We start from the raw sequence: 22004 nt of genomic DNA, 5'->3' as shown, positions 1-22004 counted from the left end.
CGTACCGGCCCCAGCGCGGGTGGCGGCGTACCGCCCAGGTCAGACGGCGCGGGCCCAGACGGACGGTTGCCCCGGGCGGCGGACCTCCGACGACTCGGGCATCGCGGGCCAGTAGTGGTCGGTGAACAGGCGGGCGACCAGCGCGCCCCGGCTGGCGACGCCGGTCTTGGCGAACACCGCCTTGAGATGGTCGCGCACGGTGTGCGGCGAGATGAACAGCGTCGTGGCGATCTCGGCCGTGGTCAGCCCGCGCGCGGTGAGCTGGGTGATCTCCAGCTCGCGAGGAGTGAGCCCGTACGCCTCGGCGACCAGCACCGCCAGGTCGGCGGGGGTCGCCGGCTCGATGACCAGGGCCACCGGGCCCGGCCCGCCGCCGGCGCCGGTGAGGGAGGAGGCGTGGCAGGTCAGCCAGCGGCCCTCGGTGGTCCTGATGCGCACGCGGGCGCCGCCTCGGTCGTGCCCGTCGCTGACGGCGCGCGCCTGGAGCGCCGCGCCGATCACCCAGATGGGCAGCTCAAGCCCCAACGCCGTGGGGAACGAGGGCCCGTTCGGCAACCGGGCGAGGTGGTGTCGCGCCTCGTCGTTGACCGAGGTGGCCTCGCCGTTCTCGTCGAAGAGGATCAGACCGGGCGCCGGCGAGTCGGTGCCACGCGCGGTCACGGTCGGCCGGGCGAACGTCCGCAGCCGCTCGGCCAACGGCAGCGACAGGCCGGCGAGCAGCGCGGTCTCCCGAGGCTCGAAGGAATCGGCCGTACGGAACAGGCTCAGCAGCCCCCAGGGCCGCTCGCCGATCTGGAACACCGCGCGCAACTCGTCGTGCATGCCCTGGTCCCGCAGCAGCCGCCGGAACCGGGAGCTGCGCGCGGGCAGGTCGCCGGTGGCCGCGCGCAACCCGGCCGCCGGCACGGCGGCGCGCGCCAGCTCGCGGAACGGGAGGACGTTCTCCTCCAGGAGTTCGCTGCGCCAGTAGGCGGCACAGCCCTCGCCCTGGCCCAGGTTCTCCACCAGCATCGGGGCGGTGATCAGGCCGGTGTCCGGGTCGGCCGCCGTCCACACGGCCGAGTCGAACGGCACCAGGCGGCGCAGCCGGGCCGAGACGCGGCCGAAGAGTTCCAGCGCGTCGGTCGCCTCGTCGGCGGCGGCCAGCACCGACTGGTGGTGCCGGTGGTGATCGTTCACGCGGACCCCCTCGCCTGTCTTCGGCCGCCCGCTGCCCGCTGCTCGCTACTTGTCGCCCGTCGCCTGGCGCCTGTCGCGGCCCCGCGTCGCGCCTGGTCCACGCCCCTCAGCCTGCCTCGTCACCCCACCGAACAGAACCCCTCATCTGAGGGGGGCGGCGTCCGCCGAACCCCCGGAGACGGGGGATGGGGCCGGCCGCGCCGGGCCGGCAGGGTCGGTGACGCACGAACACCGACCGCTCGGAGGGGAAGACCATGGACATCGCCATCGTCGGGGGAGGCGCGGCGGCCGTCGGACTGCTGGACACGCTGGCCACCCACCCGACCCACGCCACGGGCGTCACGGACGCCGCCGTGGGCCGCGTCGACACCATCACCGTCTTCGAACCGTCCCCGCACCTGTGGCGGGGCCGCCCGTACGGCCCGGACCTGGCGGCCGTGCTGGTCAACACGCCACCCGCGCTCATGTCGGTCCGCGCCGAGGACCGCGACCACTTCGCGGCCTGGCTCGGCCAGCGCGTCGCCGACCACCTCGATCCGCTCCTCGGCCAACCCCTCGTCCCACGGGCGCTCTACGGCGAGTACCTGGTCCACTCCGCCGAGAAGGCCGTGGCCGCGCTCGACGAACAGGGCCACCCGGTACGTGTCGTACGGGCGCGGGTGCGCGAGGTCGTCGTCAACACCGGCGCGCGGCTGGTGCTGCGCACGGACGACGGGCTGGAGTACGCGGCGGACCGCGTGGCGCTGTGCGTGGGCGGGGGCACGCCCCCCGACCCGTACGGGCTCGCCGGCGCGCCGGGCTTCACGGCCGACCCGTACCCGCTCGCCGACTCGCTCGACGCCGTCGCCGCGAGCGACGACGTGACGGTCCTCGGCAGCGGCCTGACCGCCGTCGACGTCGTCGTGGCGCTGGCCGCGCGCGGCTACCAGGGCCGGATCTCGCTCCTGTCGCGCGGCGGCGTGCTCCCGTACGTCTGGCAGCGCCCGACCGGCCGCCGGCCCACCCACGTGACCGTGGAACGGGTGGCGGAGCTGCGCGACACGCGGGGGCAGCTCGCGCTCACCGACCTCGCCGGACTGTTGCGCGCGGAGATGGCGGAGGCCGGCGAGGACTTCGACGCCCTCGCGGCCCACCTCCGCGCCACGCGTACGGACGACCCGGTGGCCCGCCTGCGGCAGCAGCTCGCCGAGGTCGGCGACGCCCGGATCGGGCGCCGCGTGTTGCAGGAGACGGCCCACTCCGTCGGCCCGTACGCCTGGCGCCTGCTGCGCGAGCCCGACCGCGCCTGGTTGCGGCGCCACCTGCGCACGGCCGCGAGCGTCGTCTCGCCCATGGTGCCGGTGAACGCGTCCGTCCTGCTGCGGCTCCTGGACTCCGGGCAACTCACCATCTCTTCCGGCGTGCGCGCCGTGGAGCCGGTGAACGGGCGGTTCCGCATACGCGACGCCGCCGGCGAGCGTACGGCGAGTGCCCTGGTCAACGCCGTGAACGCGGCCCCGCAGGCCGTCCCAGCCGGGGCCCGCGACCTGGCCCACTCCCTCACCCACGCCGGCCTGGCCACCCCCCACCCGGCGGGCGGCCTGGTCCCCACCGACCCCCGCCTCCACGTGGTCGGCGACCTGGCCGGCGGCGGCCCGTTCCTCACGTCGAGCATCGCGGGCGTCGCGGCGCAGGCCGCGCGGGTGGCGGGGGTGCTTGGGGAACGGTGAGCGCCGGCCACGGGCCTGCGGGCAGCCATGTGCGTGGCCTGCCTGACCCTGTCTGGCCTGGCTGATCAGGCTGGTTGACTGGCTGGGGAGTTGGGTGGCTGGGCGCGTCGCCGGGGCACGCCCGCCGTCCCGGCTGGCACCAGATCAGCGGCCGAGCAGTCGAACCAGCCAAGCCTGGTTAGGGTCAGGGGTGTTGGACAGTTCGGGTTCGATGCCGGGACGGCGTCTCGCGCGAGGTGGGGGCCGGGACCAGGAGGGCTGACATGGACGACCTTTCCACGGAAGCGGCGGAGGCGGCGCGCCGCGCCCACGAGTGGGCGGTGAAGGTGGACGGCGAGACGTCGGGCACGGGCCGCGACATGGCCCGGGCGCGGGCCCGGCTGTGGGCGCTGGTGGCACAGGCGTGCACGGCCGTCGCCGCCGCCCCGTCCCCGCTCGCCGTCCAGGCGGCGGAGCGGACACTCGACGCGGCGCGGCGACAGGAGGGGTCCTGGCACGCCGCCGACGCGCAGGACCAGGCATGGACGTGGGCCGAGGTGGCCCTGGCCTGCGCGGCCACCGGCGCCGAGTAGCCGCCACGGGCGGCGGGCGTGCGGTGTGGGGAGCGTGCGAGAGGGGCGCGCGGCCCTGGGCTACTGGGAGCGGGAGTGGCAGCGACTGTCGTTCGGGCCGAACACGGCCAGGCAGCGGCCCATCTCGGGTTCAGGGTTGCTCTTCGCCGAGGGCCGCGCGTAGCCAGTCCAGGGAGCCGGTCGCCAGGACCGCGTCGGCGAGTTCTCTGGCTGTGTCGGTGGTGAGCCGGCCGCGACTGTTGTCGATCCAACGCTGGGCGTTCTCGTAACCCTGTGCCTTGTACTCGACGCCCTGGATCAGGCACTCCAGTTTGTCGGCGTCCCGTGCGCAGATGGCCTCCGGGGATTCCTTGGCCTCGTACTCGGCGACGATGTCGCGCACAGCGGTGGCCAGGACCTCAGGCATGCCAGCGACCTGGTCGTCCGTGACGGCACGCGGGTCCGCCTGCGGGGCGTACTTCTTCCCCAGGTAGTTGACGTCCCCGGTGCGGGTCTCCTGCGAGTCGTGCCAGACCGCGAGGAAAGCGGCCCGCGCCGGGTCGGCACCTTCGAGCGTGGCGATGACCGTCGCGAGCAGGGCGGTGCGCCAGGAGTGCTCAGCCACCGACTCGGGGTCGCGGACGCCAGCCATCCACCAGCCGGTGCGCTTGGTCTGCTTCAGCGTCCCCGCCTCGTACAGGAAACGCGCGACCGCGGACAGGTCTTCGGACACCGTCGGACTCCTCTCACGCCTCAGCGAGGCGGATCGCATACCGAATGCTCTCCAGCTCCCGGCGCCCGCGCGCCGAAAGTTCTCGGCCGGCCGGCACGGTTCGCGAACGGGCCAGGTACGCGGTGCGGCACGAAGACGCCTGGCGCCCCAGTCTTCAGGGAAGACCGACTTCGGCCAACCCCGTCCGCCGTACGCTGGCCGCGTCGCCGAGCACGCTGGGAGCATCATGACGAGGCACATCGGGCAGAACATCACCGAGCTCCGCAAGGTTCGCAAGCTCTCCGTACGACAACTGGCCACGCGGGTCAACGTCTCCGTCTCCAGCATGGAGAAGTACGAGCGTGGCACCCGCACCGTCCCACCAGGCGTCATCGCCCAGTTGGCTAGCGCGCTGGCGGTGGGGCCCGAGCGGATCACCGGGCAGCCGTACCTCAACGGCGCGGAGGCAGACGAACAGATCCAGGCCGTCATCCCGGACCTGCGCCGCATCATGATCACGTGCGACAACCCGGACGCGCTGCCGAGCGCACCGCGCCCCCTGGCCGAACTCGCCGCTGAGGCGGGGGATGTGGCCCGGATGCGTCAGGACGGCCGGTACGTTCCCATGGGGCCGCTGCTGCCGGGGTTGCTGACCGAGCTGACGCACGTCGCGCTCAGCGCGCGCGGAGCGGAACAACAGCGGGCGTACTGGTGGCTGGCCCGCTGCTACCGGGCTTCCAACTCGCTGGCTCACAAGCTGGGCTACCACGATCTGAGCATGACGGCGATCGAGCGCGTGCAGTGGGCGGCCGACCGGTCGGCCGACCCGTTGATGCAGGTCACGGCCGCGTACCTGAAGGCCGGAGCGATGCTGAGGGTCGGCAGCTTTCCCTCCGCGCGGCGCGTGCTGGAGGGGTTGGAGGCCGAGGTCTCGCGGCTGGCGCCTGAGGAATCGCTGTCCGACCAGCAACTCGCCGTGCAAGGGGCCATTCTCCTCAAACTGGCGGTGGTGGAGGCCCGTGACGGCCGTCCGGAGCGGTCTGCGGAGCGTCTCGCCGACGCGCACGCCGTGGCGCTGTTCATGGGCGAACGCGACTCGGACCACTACGAGATGAGCTTCGGGCCGACGAACGTACGCATCCACGAGATCGCGGCACTGATCGACGGGGGCGACACGGAACAGGCGCTCGCCCGACTCGCGGAGTGGGGCGGTGAACGGGGCCGTGACGAGTGGCAACCCTCGCGCGCCATCGCCGCCGAGCGCGCGAGCCACCACCACATCGACGTGGCCTCGGCCCAGCTCTCCGAGGGCGACCGCGCCCGCTCCTTCGCCTCGCTACGCCGCGCACGCACGATCAGCCCCAACCACACCCGCTTCCACCCCACGGTCAGGTCCGTGTCCGGCACGTTGGTACGCCTCGACCGTTCCCGGGACGAGGAGTTGGCGGCGTTCGCGCGGTGGGCTGGGGCGTGAGGCCGGACCTGGAGCCTCAGCCGACTCAGTCCTGGCCTCTCGCCCCGTCGGCCCCACCAGTGCGGAGGCACCCGGAATGAACCGGACGGCGTCAACGCTCCCCCGTACGCTGGATATTGAGTGTTCGCACCCATCAAGGGGAAGACATGATCAATCCATCTGGCATGACCACCGGGGAGCGGATCGCGTATTACCGCACCAAGGCGGGGCGTACCCAGGCCGCTGTCGCCGGGTTGGTATCCCGTTCTGAGGACTGGCTGAGCAAGGTCGAGCGGGGTGTGCATCAGATCGACTCACTGAGCATGCTGACCCGGATCGCCCGCGAGCTGGGCCTCGACAACGTGGGCGACCTGGTCGGGCCCACCCTCGACGTGAGCCTGCGGAACGGCCCTGAACACCCGTCCGTGCCCTCGATCCGACAGGGGCTCAACACGCCACCCTCACTGCTCGGGCTCGGGCTGCCCGGCGACGCCCTCACCGCGCGGCAGTTGACCGAGCGCGTCGTGGAGGCGTGGGACATCTACGAGACCCAGACCGAGCGCTACGGTCCGGTCGGCGACATGCTGCCCGGACTGCTCGCCGAGGCGTACGCCACGCTCCGGCAGACGAGCGGCGATGACGACCTGTTGGCGACTCGGGCGCTGGTGTCACTGCTGCACCTGCATCAGGTGTTCCTGCGCCGGGTCGGCGAGCGCAAGCTGTCGCTGCGCGCGGCTGACCGTGCGATGCAGATCGCGGACGAAACGGGCGACCGCACCCTGATCGCCGCCGCCGCGTGGAACGTCTGCGGCATCCTCACCTCCAGCGGTGAGGTGGCCGAGTCGCTCGAACTCGCCCGTCAGACCATCGCGCACTGCCGCCCCGGTGATGACGCCACCCCCGAGCACCTGTCGGCGTACGGAGCCTTGCATCTCGCCGCCGTGATCGCCGCTGTCCGTGACAGTAAGGCACCCACCGCCTGGGATCTGCTCCGGTCGGCGGACTCGGTGGCTTCCCGACTGGGCGCCGACCGGAACGACTTCCACACGAGCTTCGGCCCGACCAACGTGCGGATGCACGGAGTACACCTGGCAACCGAGGAGGGGGACGTCAGCGAGGCGCTTCGGCTGGCAGACGACGTCGAGGTACCCGATCCGGGCGGCGTCCTCCCGCTGGAACGCACCACTCGCTACCAGGTCGAGGTCATGCACGCGCACCGGCTCAGCGGCGACGACTTCGGGGCCCTGTGGACGTTGCGCCAGATCATGGAACTGTCCCCCGAAGAGATCAAGTACTTCCCGCTCGTGCAGGGAACGCTGCAGACCCTGCTGAAGCGCTCGCGCCCGCAAATGCGCGCTGAGCTGCACCGGATCGCCGAGCACGTGGGCGTGCTGGCATAGGCACAGCCGGAACCACAAGCGACCCGTTGTCTTCTTTCGGTCGCTTCGCTACCGCTGCACGGTCAGTCGCGTGATCGTGACGCGGTGAAAACGGTGACGGAGTCACGTGACGGTGAACCCGTCAAAGGGCATGCGCATTGAGCGCTCCCGGGGGCGTCCTGGCGAACAGGGGGCGATGCCGGGTGCGTCTCGCTGTCGGGCGGCGGCGGTACCGTGCTCGGGAGACCTTCTCCCAGAGGTGCGCCATGACGAGTCAGAGCATCGGCCAACGAATCCGGCGACTACGCGAGTTCCGTAATCTCACCCAAGAAGAGCTATCGGCGAGAGCCAACGTAGCCGTAGCGACTGTGCGGAAACTGGAACAAGGCCAGCGGCAGTCGGCCCAGTTATCCACACTGCGGGCACTCGCGAGCGCACTGGACACCGAACTTGAACGGCTCGTCGGGCAACCCGCCGTGATGCGCCAGCAGTCCGAAAGCGGCGGATTGCTCGCCCTGCGTGACGCGATCCAGGACGTCAGTGACCTGACCGGCGTGCTGCCGGAAGAGGGCGTAGCGGAGCCGCGCACCGCAACCGCCTGGATGCTGTCCGTCCGGGAAGCGGTCACGGCCTACTGGCAGGGCCGGTATGGCGACCTCACGGACGATCTGCCCTTGTTGATCAGGGAAGGCAAGGCTGTTGCCCGCGAGGTGACCGGGCGGTCGGCGGAAGAGGTCTGGGGGCAGCTCGCCTTGGTGTACCAGTTGGCGGCGTCGCTGGCCACGCAGGCTGGTCATACGGATTGGGCGTTTGAGGCGGTGACGCATCAGTTGAGTGCTGCCCAACGCGCCAGCGACCCACTCATAGAGGGAATGGGCGTGTCCACGCTGTCGTGGGTGTTACTTCGGCAGGGTCGTTGGGACCAGGCCCATGCCGTCGCCGAACGTAAGGCAGCGGCACTGGAACCATCGTTCCGCAAGGGCACCAAGCGTCAGTTCGCCGTCTACGGCAACCTCCTCTTGGCTGCGGCGACTCCGCTGGCCCGCTTGAACAGGAGTGACGAGGCGGACGAACTGCTGAACGTCGCTGAGGCCGCAGCCACTCGTTCAGGGGCCGTGCGCGCTTACGGAACCGCTTTTGGCGTCCACGATGTCCGCACCCAGATGGTCAATGTGGCGCTGGCGGGCTCTACGAGTCGGCCGAGGGAGGCGCTCACGCGGGCTAGTCGAGTCTCCCCCAAGGCTATCTCCCGCCCGGTGCATGCCGCCTCCCATCGGCTGGACGTAGCACAGGCGCAGTATCAGGTTGGCGACCTGGAAGGCGCCTTGGAGACGTTGCTCTCCGTCGAGAAGGCTCAGCCTGAGTGGATCGCACATCAGGTGCACGCGGCTGTCACGGTGCGAGAAATGCTGGAGAGGGAGCGACGCCGCAACGGACGTCTACGCGCACTGGCAGCGCGCCTTGGTGTCGATCCGACCCTCTAGCGAGGTGGGACACGGTGTCCTAGTTCGCGTCCGCCGACCTCGGGAAGTGGGCGCCGCAGAAGCTGTTCGGTAGTGGCGTGAGTGCATAGCGTGATGGTCATTGAGCGATGACCCACTCACTGCTGGAGGAAGCGCCGTGCTAGACGTATCGCCCCCGCCCCCACCCCACGACTGGATTCCGCCTGGTGGTGGTGTTCGGTGGACGCGGGTGGGGGAGTTGGGGTGGCACAGCCTGACGTTGTCGTTGCATCTGGGTAACCGGGTGCTGACGGCGCTCGGTGAGGCGGGTGGGGCGGTGATTCAGGAGGATGTGGAGGAGCGGCTTACCTGGCTCGTCGAGCCGGACGCGGTGGCTGTGTGGCACCTGCGCGATCATCCTGAGGTCACCCTCGCCGGGGATGACGACAGTTACCTCTTCGTCCCCGGGATGGCGCGTGATCACACGGTGTGGTGGCGGGTCGCGCCTGCGTCCGACCGGTTGATCACCAGCGCTGAGTTGCTCGCGGACGTGTTCGCGGTGGTGCGGCCGAGGACGGGGGGTCGGCCGTGATCAAGTTGGGTTGGGCTCCGCCGGTGGGTGGGGATGTGGTGGTGTTGCCGGCGGGCTGTGAGTGGGATGTGGTGCGGGTCTCGACGGCTGTGGCGTCGGCCGCGTTTCCGATTCTGGATGGTACGGAGAACTGTGCGGCCATCGTGGATGGGCGGGCGGGGTGGGTGTATTGGTTGTTGCCGCCGGGGGAGCGGGGTGGGTTCGCGTACTGGGAGCGGTTGGGCCGGTACGTCACTCTGCTCACGGCGGGTAGCGGCACGCATTATGTGGGGGTGCCGCCTGCGCATTGGCGTGCGGGGCCGGGGTTGCACTGGCGGATCACGGGGGAGTGGTCGGGGCGGTATCTGGCGCAGCCGTACTACCTGGGTGCGGTGTTGACCTCGGCTGTCTGTCTGGCGCATGGGCCTGGGGCGTTGCCGGGGCAGTGTGCGTGGTGTGAGCGGGAGTTGGACCCGGCGTACGCGGTGACCGTGCACGACCACCGCGAGGGCGGTGATGGCGTGCCCCAGCCGTTGTCCGTGCACCCGGCCTGTGCCCGCGCGGCCCGCCTGCGCGCCGGCAGCCAGGAGCCGCGCGTATGAACCACCAGCCTCGCCCGGCCCGGCAGCACGGGCGGCGGCGTTACCGCTACGTTGAGATGACGTTGGCCCCCGACCCGGAGGCCACTCCGTACACCGTCCACGCCACCTGCACCACCTGCGGTGAGCAGTCACCCGTCCCCGAGCCGACCGAGACCATCACCGGCATGCACCACCAGGCGCAACGCTGGTGTACCTCCCACGCGGCCCGGGACCATCCCGACGGGCGGCATCTGCGCTACACGGCCACCGTCACCCTCCACTGGCACATCACACCCCACGAGGACATCGGGCCGGCGGCGCCGGCGGGGTGAGGTGTGGGAAACAACCGATAGGAGTAACGGGAGTGCAGCGAGACACCTCGCCCGCTGCGGGATGCGACGCTCATGCCATGAAGCACATCACTGAGCTCGCGTTGCCGGTCGGTGTGGCAACTACGCTCCTCATCGGCTTCGCCGCCCCGGCTCATGCTGGCCCGTACTGGAACAAAAGCACCAAGTGCAGCGCGACTGACCCTGACGGCCGCACGATCCCCACCCGTGTGGGCAACGGAGAGCTTGGTTGGAACCACTTCTCTGGCAAGCACAACATCAAGAAGTGCGCACTCGTCGACGTCCCACTCCAGGGCGATGTCGACAAGAAGAATGGCGCTGACTTGCAGTACTGGGGGTGGGTCTCCAATCGTGCGTACGGGCGAGTGAAAGTCGTCGTCAAGGCGCGGTACGCGCGTAAGACCGCAGACGGAAGGTACGACGCGGGGCCCGGCCAGGTGGTGGGTGTGATCACCGCGTACTGCAACGGTATGCAGAAGTGCCCACACTGGGTCAATGAGTAGTCCGGTGAGCGGAGAAGAGCACGAGATCGAGGACCTGCAACGGGAAGTAGCCAGCCTGCTGCTGGACCACGTATACGCCCCGTTGTTGGAAGACCAGCACGTCCGGGGCGTTCTACCCGCCCCTGCCGGGGCTCCGGCGGTTCGAGTGGCCCTCGGTGACAGGAACGAGTGCGAGCCATCGCGACTGACGGCGTACGAGATCCCGTTGGGCGCTGGCGACGAGCTGCGGACTTCTCACGACGTCGTCGGTCTGCTTCGCGCGGTGCACACCGGAACACATATCTACCCGTCGAACAGGGTCACTTCTGTCCTGGGTATGGACCTGTACCTGGTTGATCCGGCGCACGTGGAAGAGGCACCGTTCACCACGGACGACTGGGCCGCCACATTCCTGCGGTGCCTCGCCCATCCAGCGCAGGAGCGGGGGGCGGCGGGCCTGCGTGGGTTCCTGTTCAAGGAAGGGGGCGTGTTGCGGCTTTACCTGGACAGCGACGACGTACCCGGCGTGATCGCCGCCGACGTACGCCCCGGCGGTGCGCTGACCGCCCTCCTGGCAGCGCTGCCCTCGTTGCTCGGCGACGAATGGCGGATCTCGGACGCGGTCGAGGACCCGCACTGCCGGTACCTGGTAGACCTCACCGACTGGTGAGCCATTAACCGTACGCACCTGGGCTCCGTCGCCTCAGCCGCCCGGCTGGCGCCGTCCCGCGTCATCGCCGCTCGGCCGGCCCCGCGCAGAGCGTGAGCCTACGACTGCCCCGGCTGCTGCTGCCCGTTCCAGGCCGGCGGGTGCGCGGCCGGCGCGCCGCCGCCCGGGGCACCGTACGGCCCCTGCGGGCCGTATGTCCACGTTCCCCACGGCGGGCCCCCGTACGGCGGCGGGTACGGGTGCTGCTGCCACGGGCCCGGGGCGCCTGGGCCAGCCGGGCCAGTCGGGGTGTCGGGGGCGGCCTGTCCGCCCGGGGGCGGGGCCCAGCCGGGGACCGGTGCGGGGGCGCCGTGAGGCCAGGCCGGGGCGGGGTGGGGGGCCGGGCGTGGGCAGGGGCCAGCCGTACGCCGGGGCCGGGCCGTGGATCGGAGCCGGGCTGTGCACCGGGCCCGGGCCGTGCAGGGGGGCGGCCGGCAGGTAGGCGTAACCCGGTGGGAGGCCGTACGGGCACTGCCGTGGGGGTGGCGCGGTCGGGACGGAGAGGGCGGCGTGGGCCAGGGCCGGCTGGGCGATGTCGCGGTGTTGCCAGAGGCGGTCGAGGAGGGCCTGTTCCCGTGCGGGGAAGTCAGGGCCGGCCGTGCCACGGTAGGCGCGGTGGCGGAGGAACGCGAGGGAGGTGGCGCTCGCGATGTAGTCCGCCACCGCCCGCGCCGCCGCCGGACCCCGGGTGCGGCGGGCGAGGTCGCGGGCTATGGCCCGGGCCCGCATCGAGGACAGCGCGACCGGCTCCGGGGGCGTTATCCAACCCGTCGCCTGGTACGCGGGGAGCTGGGCCCGAATGGTGCGCAGTTCCTTGCCACGGGACCAGATGGTGAACCAGGTCAGCAGCGCGAACAGCGGCACCATGCACAGCCCGTACACCGCCAGGAAGCCGTAGCCACCCATGGAGGCCGAACCGTTCCACGCGCCGTGCAGCACCATCGACAGCAGCAGCCCGGCGATCGGGATCAGGACCCGGCGGGTGCGCTGCCGCAGCGGTCGGGCCGCCGCGATGCCGAAGCCGATGCCGGTCACGGCGGTGAAGAGGGGGTGCGCGAACGGCGACATCACGGCCCGGATGAAGAACGTGGCCGCCGTCGTCGACTGGAGCCCCGAGTAGCCGAACTCCTGGTCGCTGACGAAGGCGTTGCCCAGGTACAGGATGTTCTCGGTGAACGCGAAGCCCGTCGCCGTGATGCCGGCTATGACCACCCCGTCGACGACGCCGTTGAAGTCGCGCCGTCGGTAGAGGAAGAGCAGCAGTACGGCGGCGGCCTTGGCGGTCTCCTCGACCACGGGCGCGACCAGCGTCGCGCCCCAGGTATCTCGGTCGGCCGACGAGGACTCGACGACGGTTGTCATCAGCCAGTCGGTGGCCAGGCTGTTCGCGAGCAGCGCGACCAGCGTCGCGGCGCACGAACCCCAGGCGAACGCGAACAGCAGGTTGCGCCAGGGCTTGGGCTCCACGCCGTCCGCCCAGCGGAACGCCGCGACGAGCAGCGGTACGGGCAGGATGGCGAGGCCGAGGCCCACCAGGAAACCCTCGGTGCCCGTCTGCTCGCGGACGAGGGCCAGGATGACCAGGCCGGACAGGGAGAGCAGCACGATCAGCGCGGCCGCGCGCAGCGCCCGGCTGTGGCGCATCCGCTCCCACGTGTCCCGGCAGCCGGCCCACGTCCGCTGCCACCGGCCACCGCCGTGGCCGCCGTCACCGTGCGGCGGTGCCGCCGCCGTGCTCCCGAGCCCGTACCCGTACCCGTATCCGTATCCGTGACCGGCCCCGGGTTCGGTGCCGGGGCCGGTTCCGTACTCGGGTGCGTACGGAGGCGGGGCGGGGGCGTGCGGTGGTACTGGCGATGCTGGAGCTGGTGCTGGTGGTTCGGCTGCCGGGGCCGGAGCCGGTGCCGGTGTGGCAGGGGCGGCCGTCTGTTGCGGTTGCGGTTGCGTCTCAGGCCGCGGTCGCGGCTCGGGCTCTGGTTCCGGCCGTGCCGTCGCGGGCTGCGGCTGTTCCGCCGCCGGCGGCGGAGTTACGGGACGTGGCTCGGCGGGCGCGGGCTGTCGCGACCGGTCCTGTTCGGGCCGTGGCGCGCCGGTCTCGCGCGGGGCGGGTGGTTCGGCCCGTACCGCGTCGGACTGCTGCGCCCCCTCGGTCACCCCCTCCGGAGGGGCCGCGGCCGGGTGGTGGCTCGCGTGGTCCGGTGGAACGGGGTGATGCGGGGACGAGGACTCGTGCACTCGGCGACCCTAACGAAGGGGGCAGTGGTGGCTCTCCGGATTATGCCCGGCCCCTCACGGTCGTGCGGGGTCGTCTCCGGCGTCGGCGTGAACGGGCCGCCCGCCCTCGCCGGCGCGCTCGCCCGCGTGCCCGGCGTGCGCGTCGTCGGCGCCGGCCGGCAGGGCCTGGGCGCGCCGGAACAGCAGGTCGTGCACCGGGTGGCCCTTGTCGATGCCCTGGCCCTCGAACTTGGTCAGCGGCCGGAACTCGGGCCGCGGCGCGAATCCGCCGTCGGCCTGGGTGTTCTCGAAGTAGGGGCTGGCGGTCAGGACCTCCAGCATCTGCTCCGCGTACGGCTCCCAGTCGGTGGCGCAGTGCAGCACCGCGCCGGGGGCCATGCGGGACGCGGCGAGCGCGAGGAACTCCGGCTGGATGAGCCGCCGCTTGTGGTGCCGTTTCTTCGGCCACGGGTCCGGGAAGTACACGCGCAGCCCGGCCAGCGCCTCGGGCTCGATCATCTCGCGGAGCAGGATGATCGCGTCGCCGTTGGCCACCCGTACGTTGGTCAGGCCCGCGCGCTCGGCGAGGGCGAGCAGGTTGCCCTGGCCGGGGGTGTGCACGTCGGCGGCCAGGATGCCGGTGCCGGGGTCGGCCGCCGCCATCCGCGCCGTGGCCTCGCCCATGCCGAACCCGATCTCAAGGACCACCGGCAACTCGCGGTCGCCGAAGAGTTCACCCAGGTCAAGGCGGTGCATGCCGTCGATGTCGAGCCCCCACCGGGACCACAGCCGGCGCAGCGCCTCACCCTGGCCCGGGGTCACCCGGCCGCGGCGTGGCCGGAAGGAGCGGATGCGCCGCTCGTGGTGCGACCCGGCCGGATCGACGGCCGGGCCGTCGGGGAACCGCGACACCCGCGTGGCCCCCGCCGCGCCCCCGCTCGCGGCGCCGGCCGCATCGGGATCACCCGATGGGCGCGTGCTCCCTGGGACGTGTGGGGCATGCGGGGTGGGCTGCTGGGGGGCGGTGTGGTTCTCGGACACAGTGGTTCGATTCTACGGGGCACCTCGGCCCGCCCCGTCCGGCCACGGGGCCCGCTCCCCGTGCCCGCGGAACGTCGGAATCCGTACGGCCCGCTCACCGCCCCGCCTGTGCTGCCTAGCCGGTCCGCGCGTCCCCGTACACCCCGCGCCGAGCACGTCACGGGGCGGTGGTCCGGCCCACCCGTCCTACGAAACTCGCGTGACGGCTGTGACAAAAGTGGCCTCGTGAGGCGAACATAGACGGTGCACTTGTCAGGAACATGTGCGCCGGCGAGGCGGCCAGGGAAGCGAGCATACGGGGGCGAGGGATGGCCTGGGAGAGGCTTGACGTACCGGACGCGCCGGTGGGGGCCCGGCGTGGATCGCTGTGGTTCAGCCCGCCGCCGGAGCGCCGGCCCCTTCCCACCCTGTCGCCGTCCCGGCCGCGCTGGGCCCGCCTGCTGACCGGACTGATCACCGGGGCCATCGCCACCACGCTGCTGTGCGCCGCCGGGGACGCGTTCGGTGAGGAGCGCGAGGAGCGCCGCCCACGGGTGGGCGGCGACCACGTCCGGGAGACCTCGCCCCGCTGACCCGCCCGCTCCCGCACCTGCGCGCGTGCGCATGCCCTTACGCGTACCTGTGCCCGTACGCGCGACCGCGCTCGTACGCGTGCCTGTGCCCCTGCCGTACGCGTGCCCGTACACGCGACCGCACTCCGCCGAAGGGCCCCGCGCCCGCCCGCGTCAGAGGTGGCGCAGGGCGCGGCGGGCGACCTCGCGGCCGATGGCCAGGGAGGCCGTCGCGGCGGGGGAGGGGGCGTTGAGCACGTGGACCATGCGGGGCGACTCCTTGAACAGGAAGTCGTCGACGAGCGTGCCGTCCGGCAGCAGGGCCTGGGCCCGCACGCCCGCCGGGGCGGGTATCAGGTCGTCGGCCGTGACGTCGGGCAGCAACCGGCGCACCGCGCGGGTGAAGGCGCGGCGGGACAGCGAGCGGTGCAGCTCGCCCATCCCGTACCGCCAGTGGCGGCGGGCTATCTGCCAGGAGCCCGGGTACGCCAGCGTGCGGGCCAGCTCGCCGGGGCGCACGGTCAACCAGTCGTAACCCTCCCGGGCCAGCGCGGGCACCGCGTTGGGGCCGATGTGCACGCCGCCGTCGATGCCCCGGGTGAGGTGGACGCCGAGGAAGGGGAAGGCGGGGTCGGGCACCGGGTAGACCAGGCCGCGCACCAGGTCGGCGCGGGCCGGGCGCAGCTCGTAGTACTCGCCACGGAACGGGATGATCCGCATGCCCGGGTCGTCGCCCGCCAGGCGCGCGACCCGGTCGCTGTGCAGGCCGGCGCAGTTGACCAGAGCCCGCGCGCGCAGCACGTCGCCGGCCGCCGTGCGGACCGCGACCGCGCTCGCGCGCCGCCCGATGACCTCCACCCGCGCCCCGTACCGCACCGAGGTGCCCGCGTCCTGGGCGAGCTGCGCGAGCTGGGCCGAGACCGCCCCGAAGTCGCAGATCCCGGTCGTCCCGATGTGCAGCGCGGCGCGGCCCCGCACCCGCGGTTCGTACGCGGCTATCTGGGCGGGGCCCAGCTCGCGCACGGGGATGGCGTGCTGCCGGGCGCGCTGGGCCAGCGCGTGCAGCCGGGGCAGCTCGGAGCGGTCGGTGGCGACGATGAGCTTGCCGGTGACCTCGTGCGCGATGCCGTGCTCGGCGCAGAACTTCACCATCTCCGCCGAACCCTGTAGGGCGAAGGCGGCCTTGAGCGAGCCGGGCGGGTAGTAGACGCCGCTGTGGATGACGCCGCTGTTGTGGCCGGTCTGGTGGCGGGCCGGGCCGCCCTCCTTCTCCAGCACGACGACGCGGGTCCCCGGAGCGGCGCGCGTGATCGCGTACGCCGTCGACAGGCCGATGATCCCGCCCCCGATCACCAGCACGTCAGCGTCGTACCTCACCACGTCACCTCCCCTACGCGTCCGACCGTCGCCCCGCACGCCCGGCCCGCGCGGGCCGGGTGGCCCGAACAAACCAGGGCATCCGTACCAGCACGGAGCAAAACACCGCCGCGACATCCGCCCACTTCACCGACGCTCACCATCATGACCTGTGCCACTGACAACCGGCCGAAACCAAAGCGGCGCTTGAGTTCCGACCGGGTGTGCGAAAGGCGACGCGCACGTGACGGGGCCGTGTCCGATCCCCCCGCCGCGCGGGCCGCGGCGGGGCGGGCGGTCGGCGGCCTGGCGTGCGGCCGGACTCGGGCTCACGCCGGGGCGACCAACAGGGGCCGCGCCCGCTCGCGCAGCTCCACGACGCGCGGCTCGTCACCGTAGGGCTCCAGCCGGTGCAGCAGGTCCCGCACGTACTCGGTGGTGCGCGCCGACGAGATGCGGCCGGCGACCTCCACCGCGCGGGTGCCGGCCGCGCAGGCCGCGTCCAGGTTGCCGGACTCCAGTTCGGCGACGGCCGACACCACGAGCCGCAGCCCGTGCGAGCGCACGAACTCCTCGGTCGGGCAGGCCAGCGCGCGTTCGGTGAAGCGGCGCACCTGGCGGGGCAGCTTCAGGTCGCGGTAGCACTCGGCCGCGTCGGCGGCGAACCGCTCGTAGGAGTAGAAGTCCAACCAGGACGGGTCGGGGTCGCCGTCGCGGGAGCGTTCGAGCCAGCCCTCGGAGGCGCGCAGGGCGGCGCCGCACGCGGGACCGTCGCCCGCCTTGGCCTGGGCGCGGGCCTCGACCAGCCGGAAGAAGCTCATGGTGCGCGCCGTCGCCAGGCCACGGTTGCGCTCCAGGGCCGCCTGGGCGAGGTCGACGCCCTCGTCGGCGAAGCCCCGGTAGGTGGCCTGCAGGCTCATCGACGCGAGCACGTATCCGCCCAGCGGCACGTCGGCCGCGCCCCGGGCCAGCCGCAGCGCCTGGATGTAGTAGCGCTGCGCGGCCTCCTGTTGGCCGGTGTCGAACGCCATCCAGCCGGCCAGCCGGGTCAGCTCGGCCGCGGCGCCGAACAGCGCGCGGCCCACCTCGTCGGTGTACGCGCCGAGTAACAGCGGCGCCGCGTCCACCCGCAGGCACTCGGGCACCATCGAGGAGCGCCAGTCGCCGCCCCCGTACTTGGAGTCCCAGCGCCGGGCGTCCTCGGCGGCCTCGCGCAGCTTCCGCACGTCGCTGTGCCCGACCCGCTGCGGCGCGCCGTCCTGGCCCGGGACCGTGTGCTGGTGCTGCTGGGCGGGCTGCCGCGGGTGGTGCGCTTGGCCCGGTTGACCCTGTTGGGTGGGTTGGGCGCGGGCGGCGGGTGAGGTGGGCTGGGAGCGCGGCGTCGGTTGGGCGCGCGGGTTGGTTGGGACGGACTGGGTGGGTTGGGTGGGTTGGGTGGGTGCGGCGCGCGGGGTGGGCCGCTCGGGCTTCGGATCGCGGGCCACGGAACTGTCGGCCGGCGATATCAACCAGCGCGAGGCCGGTGTGGCGTAGGCGGTGACGGCGAACGATCCGGCCAGGCTCTGCCAGATGCCCCCACCGCCGCGCCGACCGGCGAGATCCAGCCGGTACAGGTCCGTCGCGGAGCGCACCGCCTGGCCGATATCGCGCGGAAAGGCCAGCCCCACCTCGGGCGCGGGATCGGCGTCGGCGAGGCCGATCTCGTGGAGTGGGACGGGGCGCCCGAGCTTGCTCGCGATGGCCGCCGCGATCAGGTGCGGGGCCGCGCCCTGCGGCACCATCCCCTTCGACACCCAACGGGCCACCGACGTCTTGTCGTAGCGAAGGGTCAAACCCCGTTGCGCGCCAAGGTCGTTGACCCGGCGTGCGAGCCCGGCATTGCTGATTCCCGCGAGGGCGAGAACCGTGCCGAGCTTCTCGTTCGGCCCGCGTAGCTCCCTGGACATGCGCACCCCTCGACAGCACCCGACGGCCGCCCCGGCATAGGCACGGGGCATTCGTAAACCCAGCGTAGTTCGCTGCATCCCGACCGTTAAGGGGCGATGTCTTGGATGGCGGGATTGTGGTCCGTTACGGCGTGCGAGGTCTGGCGTGTGCTCCTGTCATGTGTGGCCGTGCGCCCGGCCGTGCGCTCTGCCCGCTCCTGGGTGGGAGCGCTTCTCTTGGGGTGCGTGGGTCGGCCCGCTGTGCGCTGGCTGAGTGGGCTGGGGGACGCCGCCGCCTCATTCCCCGCGGGTGGCGGAGCGGTCCGGGAGGCGTGGTGCGCCTCTCGGGCCGCCGCGGCGGCCCCGTCGCGCGCCACGGTCGGCGGCGCGGCCCGGGCGGTTGGCCCGGCCGGGGCGCGGGACGCCCCGAACGCCGCGACGAGATTGGCCGATTCACATCCCCGGCTGCCCGGCCTCGCTCAAGGCGCCGGGCTCGCCGCCCCGGATTCCGCTTAGCGTCGACCCGGGGCCCAGGCCGCGCCGGTCAGGCGCTCGGGGGCGGCCGGTCGCCCGTCCTCCGCACCCGCCCGCGAAGGGCGCGGACTTCGGCCGGCACGGCCTCCGCTGGCATCGATGTCCGTGCGTCTCGGGCCATGGTCGCCTCGCCTGCCAGTCGCCGCCGGGACGCCCCCCGAGGCCCGGCCGGCCGCGTAGCCGCAAGGCTCCCCGGCTCCGGCCGCGCGGTCCGTACGCGGCGCGCCGCGCACCCCACCCCGGCGGCCGGCCTCGCCTTCGCGCCGGCCGCCCGGGCCCGTGTCGCGGTGGGGCCGCCCCTCGCGAATCGCCCTGCCGCGACGCCCCGTTGCCCCGCTCCGAGCGCGCGCCCGCATGCTCCGCGGTGCCTCCGCTTCGGTCCCGCCCGGCCCGCCAACGTGTACGCAGCGTGACGAAGAGGCCCCGCTGCGGGGTGGTGGCGGGCCCTCCAGATGGCGCATGAGTGACCGGATTCCGACGGGAGTTGGCCCCGTCGTGGTGGTGGCGTGGGCCCGGGTTCGCCTGTCGCTCGCTTCGCTGGGCTCGGCTGTGACGGCTCGTACCGCATCCCGACCGAACCGCGTGGACGTGGCAGCATTGCCCTCGACGGAGAGGCACCACGCGGTGGTGGCCGGCCCGTTGGGGGAGTGGCCGCGCGCTCCCGGTGCCCGCGTGTTGGCTCCGGCGATGCGGACAGCGCGGGCTTACTGTGCATGATGGCTGCTCCTTCTTAGTTGTCCACAGCCTGTGGGAGGCGGCGATGCGGTGGTTGGTGGGGTGGGGCAACATCGCCTCGGGGCCCTCCCTCGCCCAGGGAGGCGCCCTGCAACCGGTCGGCGCCCAGCTCATCTGGGGTGGCCCCGATCCGTTGTGGGCCGTCGGCGACTGGCGCCCCGACGAGGTGCGCGTCGTGCACGCCGACGGCGCGGCGCGGCTGGCCGTGCTCGGCTGCTGCGGCGCCAGCGACGACGAGCTGCGCACCGGACTCCTCGCGGCCCGGGGCGGAGCCCTGCGCCACCTCACCGCCTGGCCCGGCAGCTACACGGCCGTCGCGCAGATCGGCCGCCGCCTGACCATCGCCGGCGACCTGGCCGGCGCGCGCCCCGTCTTCTACACGCCCTGGGAGGGCGGCACGGCGTACGCGACGGCCGCGCTCCCGCTCGCCGACCTCATCGAGGCCCAACTCGACATCGGCCACCTCGCCGCCCTGCTGGCCTGCCCCGACTCACCCGAGGCGATCGGCGACGGCACCCCGTACCAGGGCGTGCGCCGGGTACCGCCCGGCCACGCGCTGGTGTTGCGCGGCGGCTCGGCCACCGACGGCTTCTCCGACCGGGACGGTCGGGCCTACGGCCGCGACGGGCCGGGCGGTCACGGGCCGGGTGGGTACGAGGCGAACGGCCCGTACGCCACCTCCAACCGGGCGGACGGCGCGTACGGCGCCGCCTACGGCGACGGCCCCTACCGCGACGCCGGCCACGGCGCCGGGCACACCGGCTCGCGCGGGGCGCGGCGCGGCGGCTCGCGCGACGTCATCGGCTATGAGCCCACCGCCTCGCTCGCCGTCGCCGCGCCCCAACTCGACCCCGGCCAGGCCGTGGAGGGCGTGCGCGAGGCGCTCATCGAGGCGGTACGGGTGCGCCTGGCCGCGCCCCGGTACGCCCCCGAGGCCGAGGGCCCCGGCCTGGACCCCGGGCCCGTGCCCGGCATGGGCCCCGCCGAGCGGCGCGCCGCCCGGGGCGCGCCCGCCGCCGGCGTCGGCGCCGACCTGTCCGGTGGCAGCGCCTCCGGCACCCTCGCGCTGCTCGCGGCCGGGCTGCCCGGCGTGCCCGGCACCCCGCTCGGGCACGGCACCGAGGCCGGCGAGCGGCTGCTCGCCGTCACCTTCAACGACCTGGCGACGGTTCCCGGCCGCGTCCGCGAGGCCGAACTCGAACGCGCCCGCGTCATCGCCGCCAACCCCCGCCTGCACCACGTCGTGGTCGCCGCCGGCGCCGAGGTCCTGCCGTACGCGGCCCTGGACCGTGGCCCGCTCACCGACGAACCGGGCCCCGCCCTGGTCAGCGCCGAACGGCACCGGCGCAGACTCTCCGCCGGCAGCGCCGACCACCTCGTCGGGCACGGCGCGCGGCAGGTCCTGGACGCCCACCCGGCCCGCCTCGCCGACCTGCTGCTCGACCGGCGCCGCCGGCACCTGTTGCGCCCGGCCACGGCCCTGGCCCGCGCCGACGGCCCCTCCGCGCACTCCTTCTTCGTCCCCTTCACCGTCTACCGCGCGGCCCGCAAGCTGGCCCGTACGCCCTACCGCGAGGGCGTCGAGGCGGTGGCCAGCAAGCTGCTCGACCGCCACTTCGCCGAGGCCGACGGCGCGGAGGGCGACGGCGTCGGCGGCGCCGTCGGGGCGTCGCTGGCTGCCCTCGCCTGGTGCCGCCCGGGGCCGGCCGCGCGCTGGCTGACCGGCGAGGCGCTCGCGGAAGTATCGGTTCGCCTGGAGACGGCCGCCGCCCGCCCGGTCCTCCTGCGTCGCCCCGGTGAGCGCCGGGCCGACGCCGCGCTGGCCCGGCACGCCGCCGACCACCGCGTCTTCGAGCAGGCCGCCGAGATCCGCAGCCAGCGGCTGCACGCGCCGTTCCTGGACAACCAGGTGGTACGAGCCTGCCGCGCGCTCCCCGAAGCGCTCCGGGTGCAGCCGGGGGCGCGGGCCTCGGTGCTGCGCGCCGTGTTGGCCGGCGCCGGCATCCGCGACCTGCCGCCCGGCTGGGGCACGCCCTCGCACGCCAGCCACACCGTCGCCGCACGCGCCGGCCTGCGGCACGCCATCGACGACCTGATCGCGCTCTTCGACGCCCCACTGCTCGCCGACGCGGGCCTGGTGGAGGCCCGCGTGGTGCGCAAGGCGCTGCGCGCCGCCGCCGACGGCGAACGTCTCCCGCTGGACGGCATCGCCGAACTCGTCTCCACCGAGGTGTGGCTGCGCCGCCTGCTGGCCCGCCGCGGCACCTGCTGGACCGGCAGCGCGGCCCCCCGCCAGCGCGCCGTGGCGGGCGGGGTCGTCCCGCGCCCCAGCCTCTGACCTGCCCTCAGCCTCTGACCTCACCTCAGCCTCCGGTCCGCCGCCGGCGCGCCCCGGCCCCGCCGCCGATCGACCGCCCACACGCCCTTGGCCCCGCAGCCGACCCGCAGCCGACCCGCCGCCGGCGGGCCGTGGCGTGGCCGGCGGGTCGCGCCGAGCCGACGTATGGTCAACGCCTCGTGGTCGTCGGGC

18 protein-coding genes are annotated in these 22004 nt (G+C 73.3%); 12 read left to right on the top strand and 6 right to left on the bottom strand.

Going from position 1 to position 22004, the window contains the following annotated elements; all coding sequences use genetic code 11:
• Nucleotides 1-39: 39 nt before the first annotated feature.
• Complete coding sequence (locus OYE22_RS14140; protein ID WP_277320738.1) at nt 40-1179, bottom strand: helix-turn-helix transcriptional regulator; 1140 nt, start codon at nt 1177-1179, stop codon at nt 40-42.
• Nucleotides 1180-1433: 254 nt separating this feature from the next.
• Here OYE22_RS14140 and OYE22_RS14135 point away from each other — a divergent pair, with 254 nt between their 5' ends.
• Together OYE22_RS14135 and OYE22_RS14130 are read left to right on the top strand one after the other, a co-directional pair.
• Entirely contained in the window at nt 1434-2888 is a 1455-nt protein-coding gene (locus OYE22_RS14135) for an FAD/NAD(P)-binding protein (RefSeq protein WP_277320737.1), read from the top strand.
• Between the two features lie 263 nt (nt 2889-3151).
• Entirely contained in the window at nt 3152-3460 is a 309-nt protein-coding gene (locus OYE22_RS14130) for an ABC transporter ATPase (RefSeq protein WP_277320736.1), read from the top strand.
• Nucleotides 3461-3590: 130 nt separating this feature from the next.
• Here the strand turns inward: OYE22_RS14130 and OYE22_RS14125 are convergent, their stop codons facing one another.
• Nucleotides 3591-4172, bottom strand: coding sequence for an HD domain-containing protein (locus OYE22_RS14125; protein WP_277320735.1), 582 nt, complete (start codon nt 4170-4172; stop codon nt 3591-3593).
• Between the two features lie 226 nt (nt 4173-4398).
• Here OYE22_RS14125 and OYE22_RS14120 point away from each other — a divergent pair, with 226 nt between their 5' ends.
• From OYE22_RS14120 to OYE22_RS14085, 8 genes are all read left to right on the top strand, one after another.
• On the top strand, nt 4399-5625 hold the full coding sequence (locus tag OYE22_RS14120) for a helix-turn-helix transcriptional regulator (protein WP_277320734.1): 1227 nt from the start codon (nt 4399-4401) through the stop codon (nt 5623-5625).
• A 146-nt stretch (nt 5626-5771) separates the two neighbouring features.
• Entirely contained in the window at nt 5772-7004 is a 1233-nt protein-coding gene (locus tag OYE22_RS14115; protein ID WP_277320733.1) for a helix-turn-helix transcriptional regulator, read from the top strand.
• Between the two features lie 245 nt (nt 7005-7249).
• Entirely contained in the window at nt 7250-8467 is a 1218-nt protein-coding gene (locus OYE22_RS14110; RefSeq protein WP_277320732.1) for a helix-turn-helix transcriptional regulator, read from the top strand.
• Between the two features lie 262 nt (nt 8468-8729).
• Nucleotides 8730-9017 (top strand): hypothetical protein, encoded by a 288-nt coding sequence (locus OYE22_RS14105; RefSeq protein ID WP_277320731.1) that lies wholly within the window; start codon nt 8730-8732, stop codon nt 9015-9017.
• A 272-nt stretch (nt 9018-9289) separates the two neighbouring features.
• On the top strand, nt 9290-9598 hold the full coding sequence (locus tag OYE22_RS14100) for a hypothetical protein (RefSeq protein WP_277320730.1): 309 nt from the start codon (nt 9290-9292) through the stop codon (nt 9596-9598).
• Nucleotides 9595-9909 (top strand): hypothetical protein, encoded by a 315-nt coding sequence (locus OYE22_RS14095; RefSeq protein ID WP_277320729.1) that lies wholly within the window; start codon nt 9595-9597, stop codon nt 9907-9909. Before OYE22_RS14100 ends, OYE22_RS14095 begins: the two co-directional genes overlap by 4 nt.
• Nucleotides 9910-9986: 77 nt before the next feature.
• On the top strand, nt 9987-10430 hold the full coding sequence (locus OYE22_RS14090) for a hypothetical protein (RefSeq protein ID WP_277320728.1): 444 nt from the start codon (nt 9987-9989) through the stop codon (nt 10428-10430).
• Between the two features lie 4 nt (nt 10431-10434).
• Nucleotides 10435-11079 (top strand): hypothetical protein, encoded by a 645-nt coding sequence (locus OYE22_RS14085; protein ID WP_277320727.1) that lies wholly within the window; start codon nt 10435-10437, stop codon nt 11077-11079.
• Nucleotides 11080-11112: 33 nt separating this feature from the next.
• On the opposite strand, the gene OYE22_RS14080 is transcribed toward OYE22_RS14085, so the two are convergent.
• Complete coding sequence (locus tag OYE22_RS14080; protein ID WP_277320726.1) at nt 11113-12762, bottom strand: PrsW family glutamic-type intramembrane protease; 1650 nt, start codon at nt 12760-12762, stop codon at nt 11113-11115.
• A 645-nt stretch (nt 12763-13407) separates the two neighbouring features.
• Complete coding sequence (trmB, locus tag OYE22_RS14075) at nt 13408-14244, bottom strand: tRNA (guanosine(46)-N7)-methyltransferase TrmB (RefSeq protein WP_277320725.1); 837 nt, start codon at nt 14242-14244, stop codon at nt 13408-13410.
• A 437-nt stretch (nt 14245-14681) separates the two neighbouring features.
• Here trmB and OYE22_RS14070 point away from each other — a divergent pair, with 437 nt between their 5' ends.
• Complete coding sequence (locus OYE22_RS14070) at nt 14682-14945, top strand: hypothetical protein (RefSeq protein WP_277320724.1); 264 nt, start codon at nt 14682-14684, stop codon at nt 14943-14945.
• 153 nt (nt 14946-15098) lie between these two features.
• Here the strand turns inward: OYE22_RS14070 and lhgO are convergent, their stop codons facing one another.
• Together lhgO and OYE22_RS14060 are read right to left on the bottom strand one after the other, a co-directional pair.
• Nucleotides 15099-16304 carry an L-2-hydroxyglutarate oxidase gene (gene lhgO / locus OYE22_RS14065; protein ID WP_277320723.1) on the bottom strand — a complete coding sequence of 402 codons (1206 nt, stop codon included), beginning with the start codon at nt 16302-16304 and terminating at the stop codon, nt 15099-15101.
• A gap of 305 nt (nt 16305-16609) precedes the next feature.
• Nucleotides 16610-18226 carry a sporulation protein gene (locus OYE22_RS14060; protein ID WP_277320722.1) on the bottom strand — a complete coding sequence of 539 codons (1617 nt, stop codon included), beginning with the start codon at nt 18224-18226 and terminating at the stop codon, nt 16610-16612.
• 1273 nt (nt 18227-19499) lie between these two features.
• Between OYE22_RS14060 and OYE22_RS14055 the strand changes: the two genes are divergently transcribed.
• Complete coding sequence (locus OYE22_RS14055; RefSeq protein WP_277320721.1) at nt 19500-21812, top strand: asparagine synthase-related protein; 2313 nt, start codon at nt 19500-19502, stop codon at nt 21810-21812.
• Nucleotides 21813-22004 lie beyond the last annotated feature (192 nt).

This window comes from Streptomyces sp. 71268, assembly GCF_029392895.1.
Taxonomy (GTDB): Bacteria; Actinomycetota; Actinomycetes; order Streptomycetales; family Streptomycetaceae; genus Streptomyces.
The sequence above is the reverse complement of the archived record's forward strand: the minus strand, read 5'-3'. Positions and strand labels throughout refer to the sequence as shown.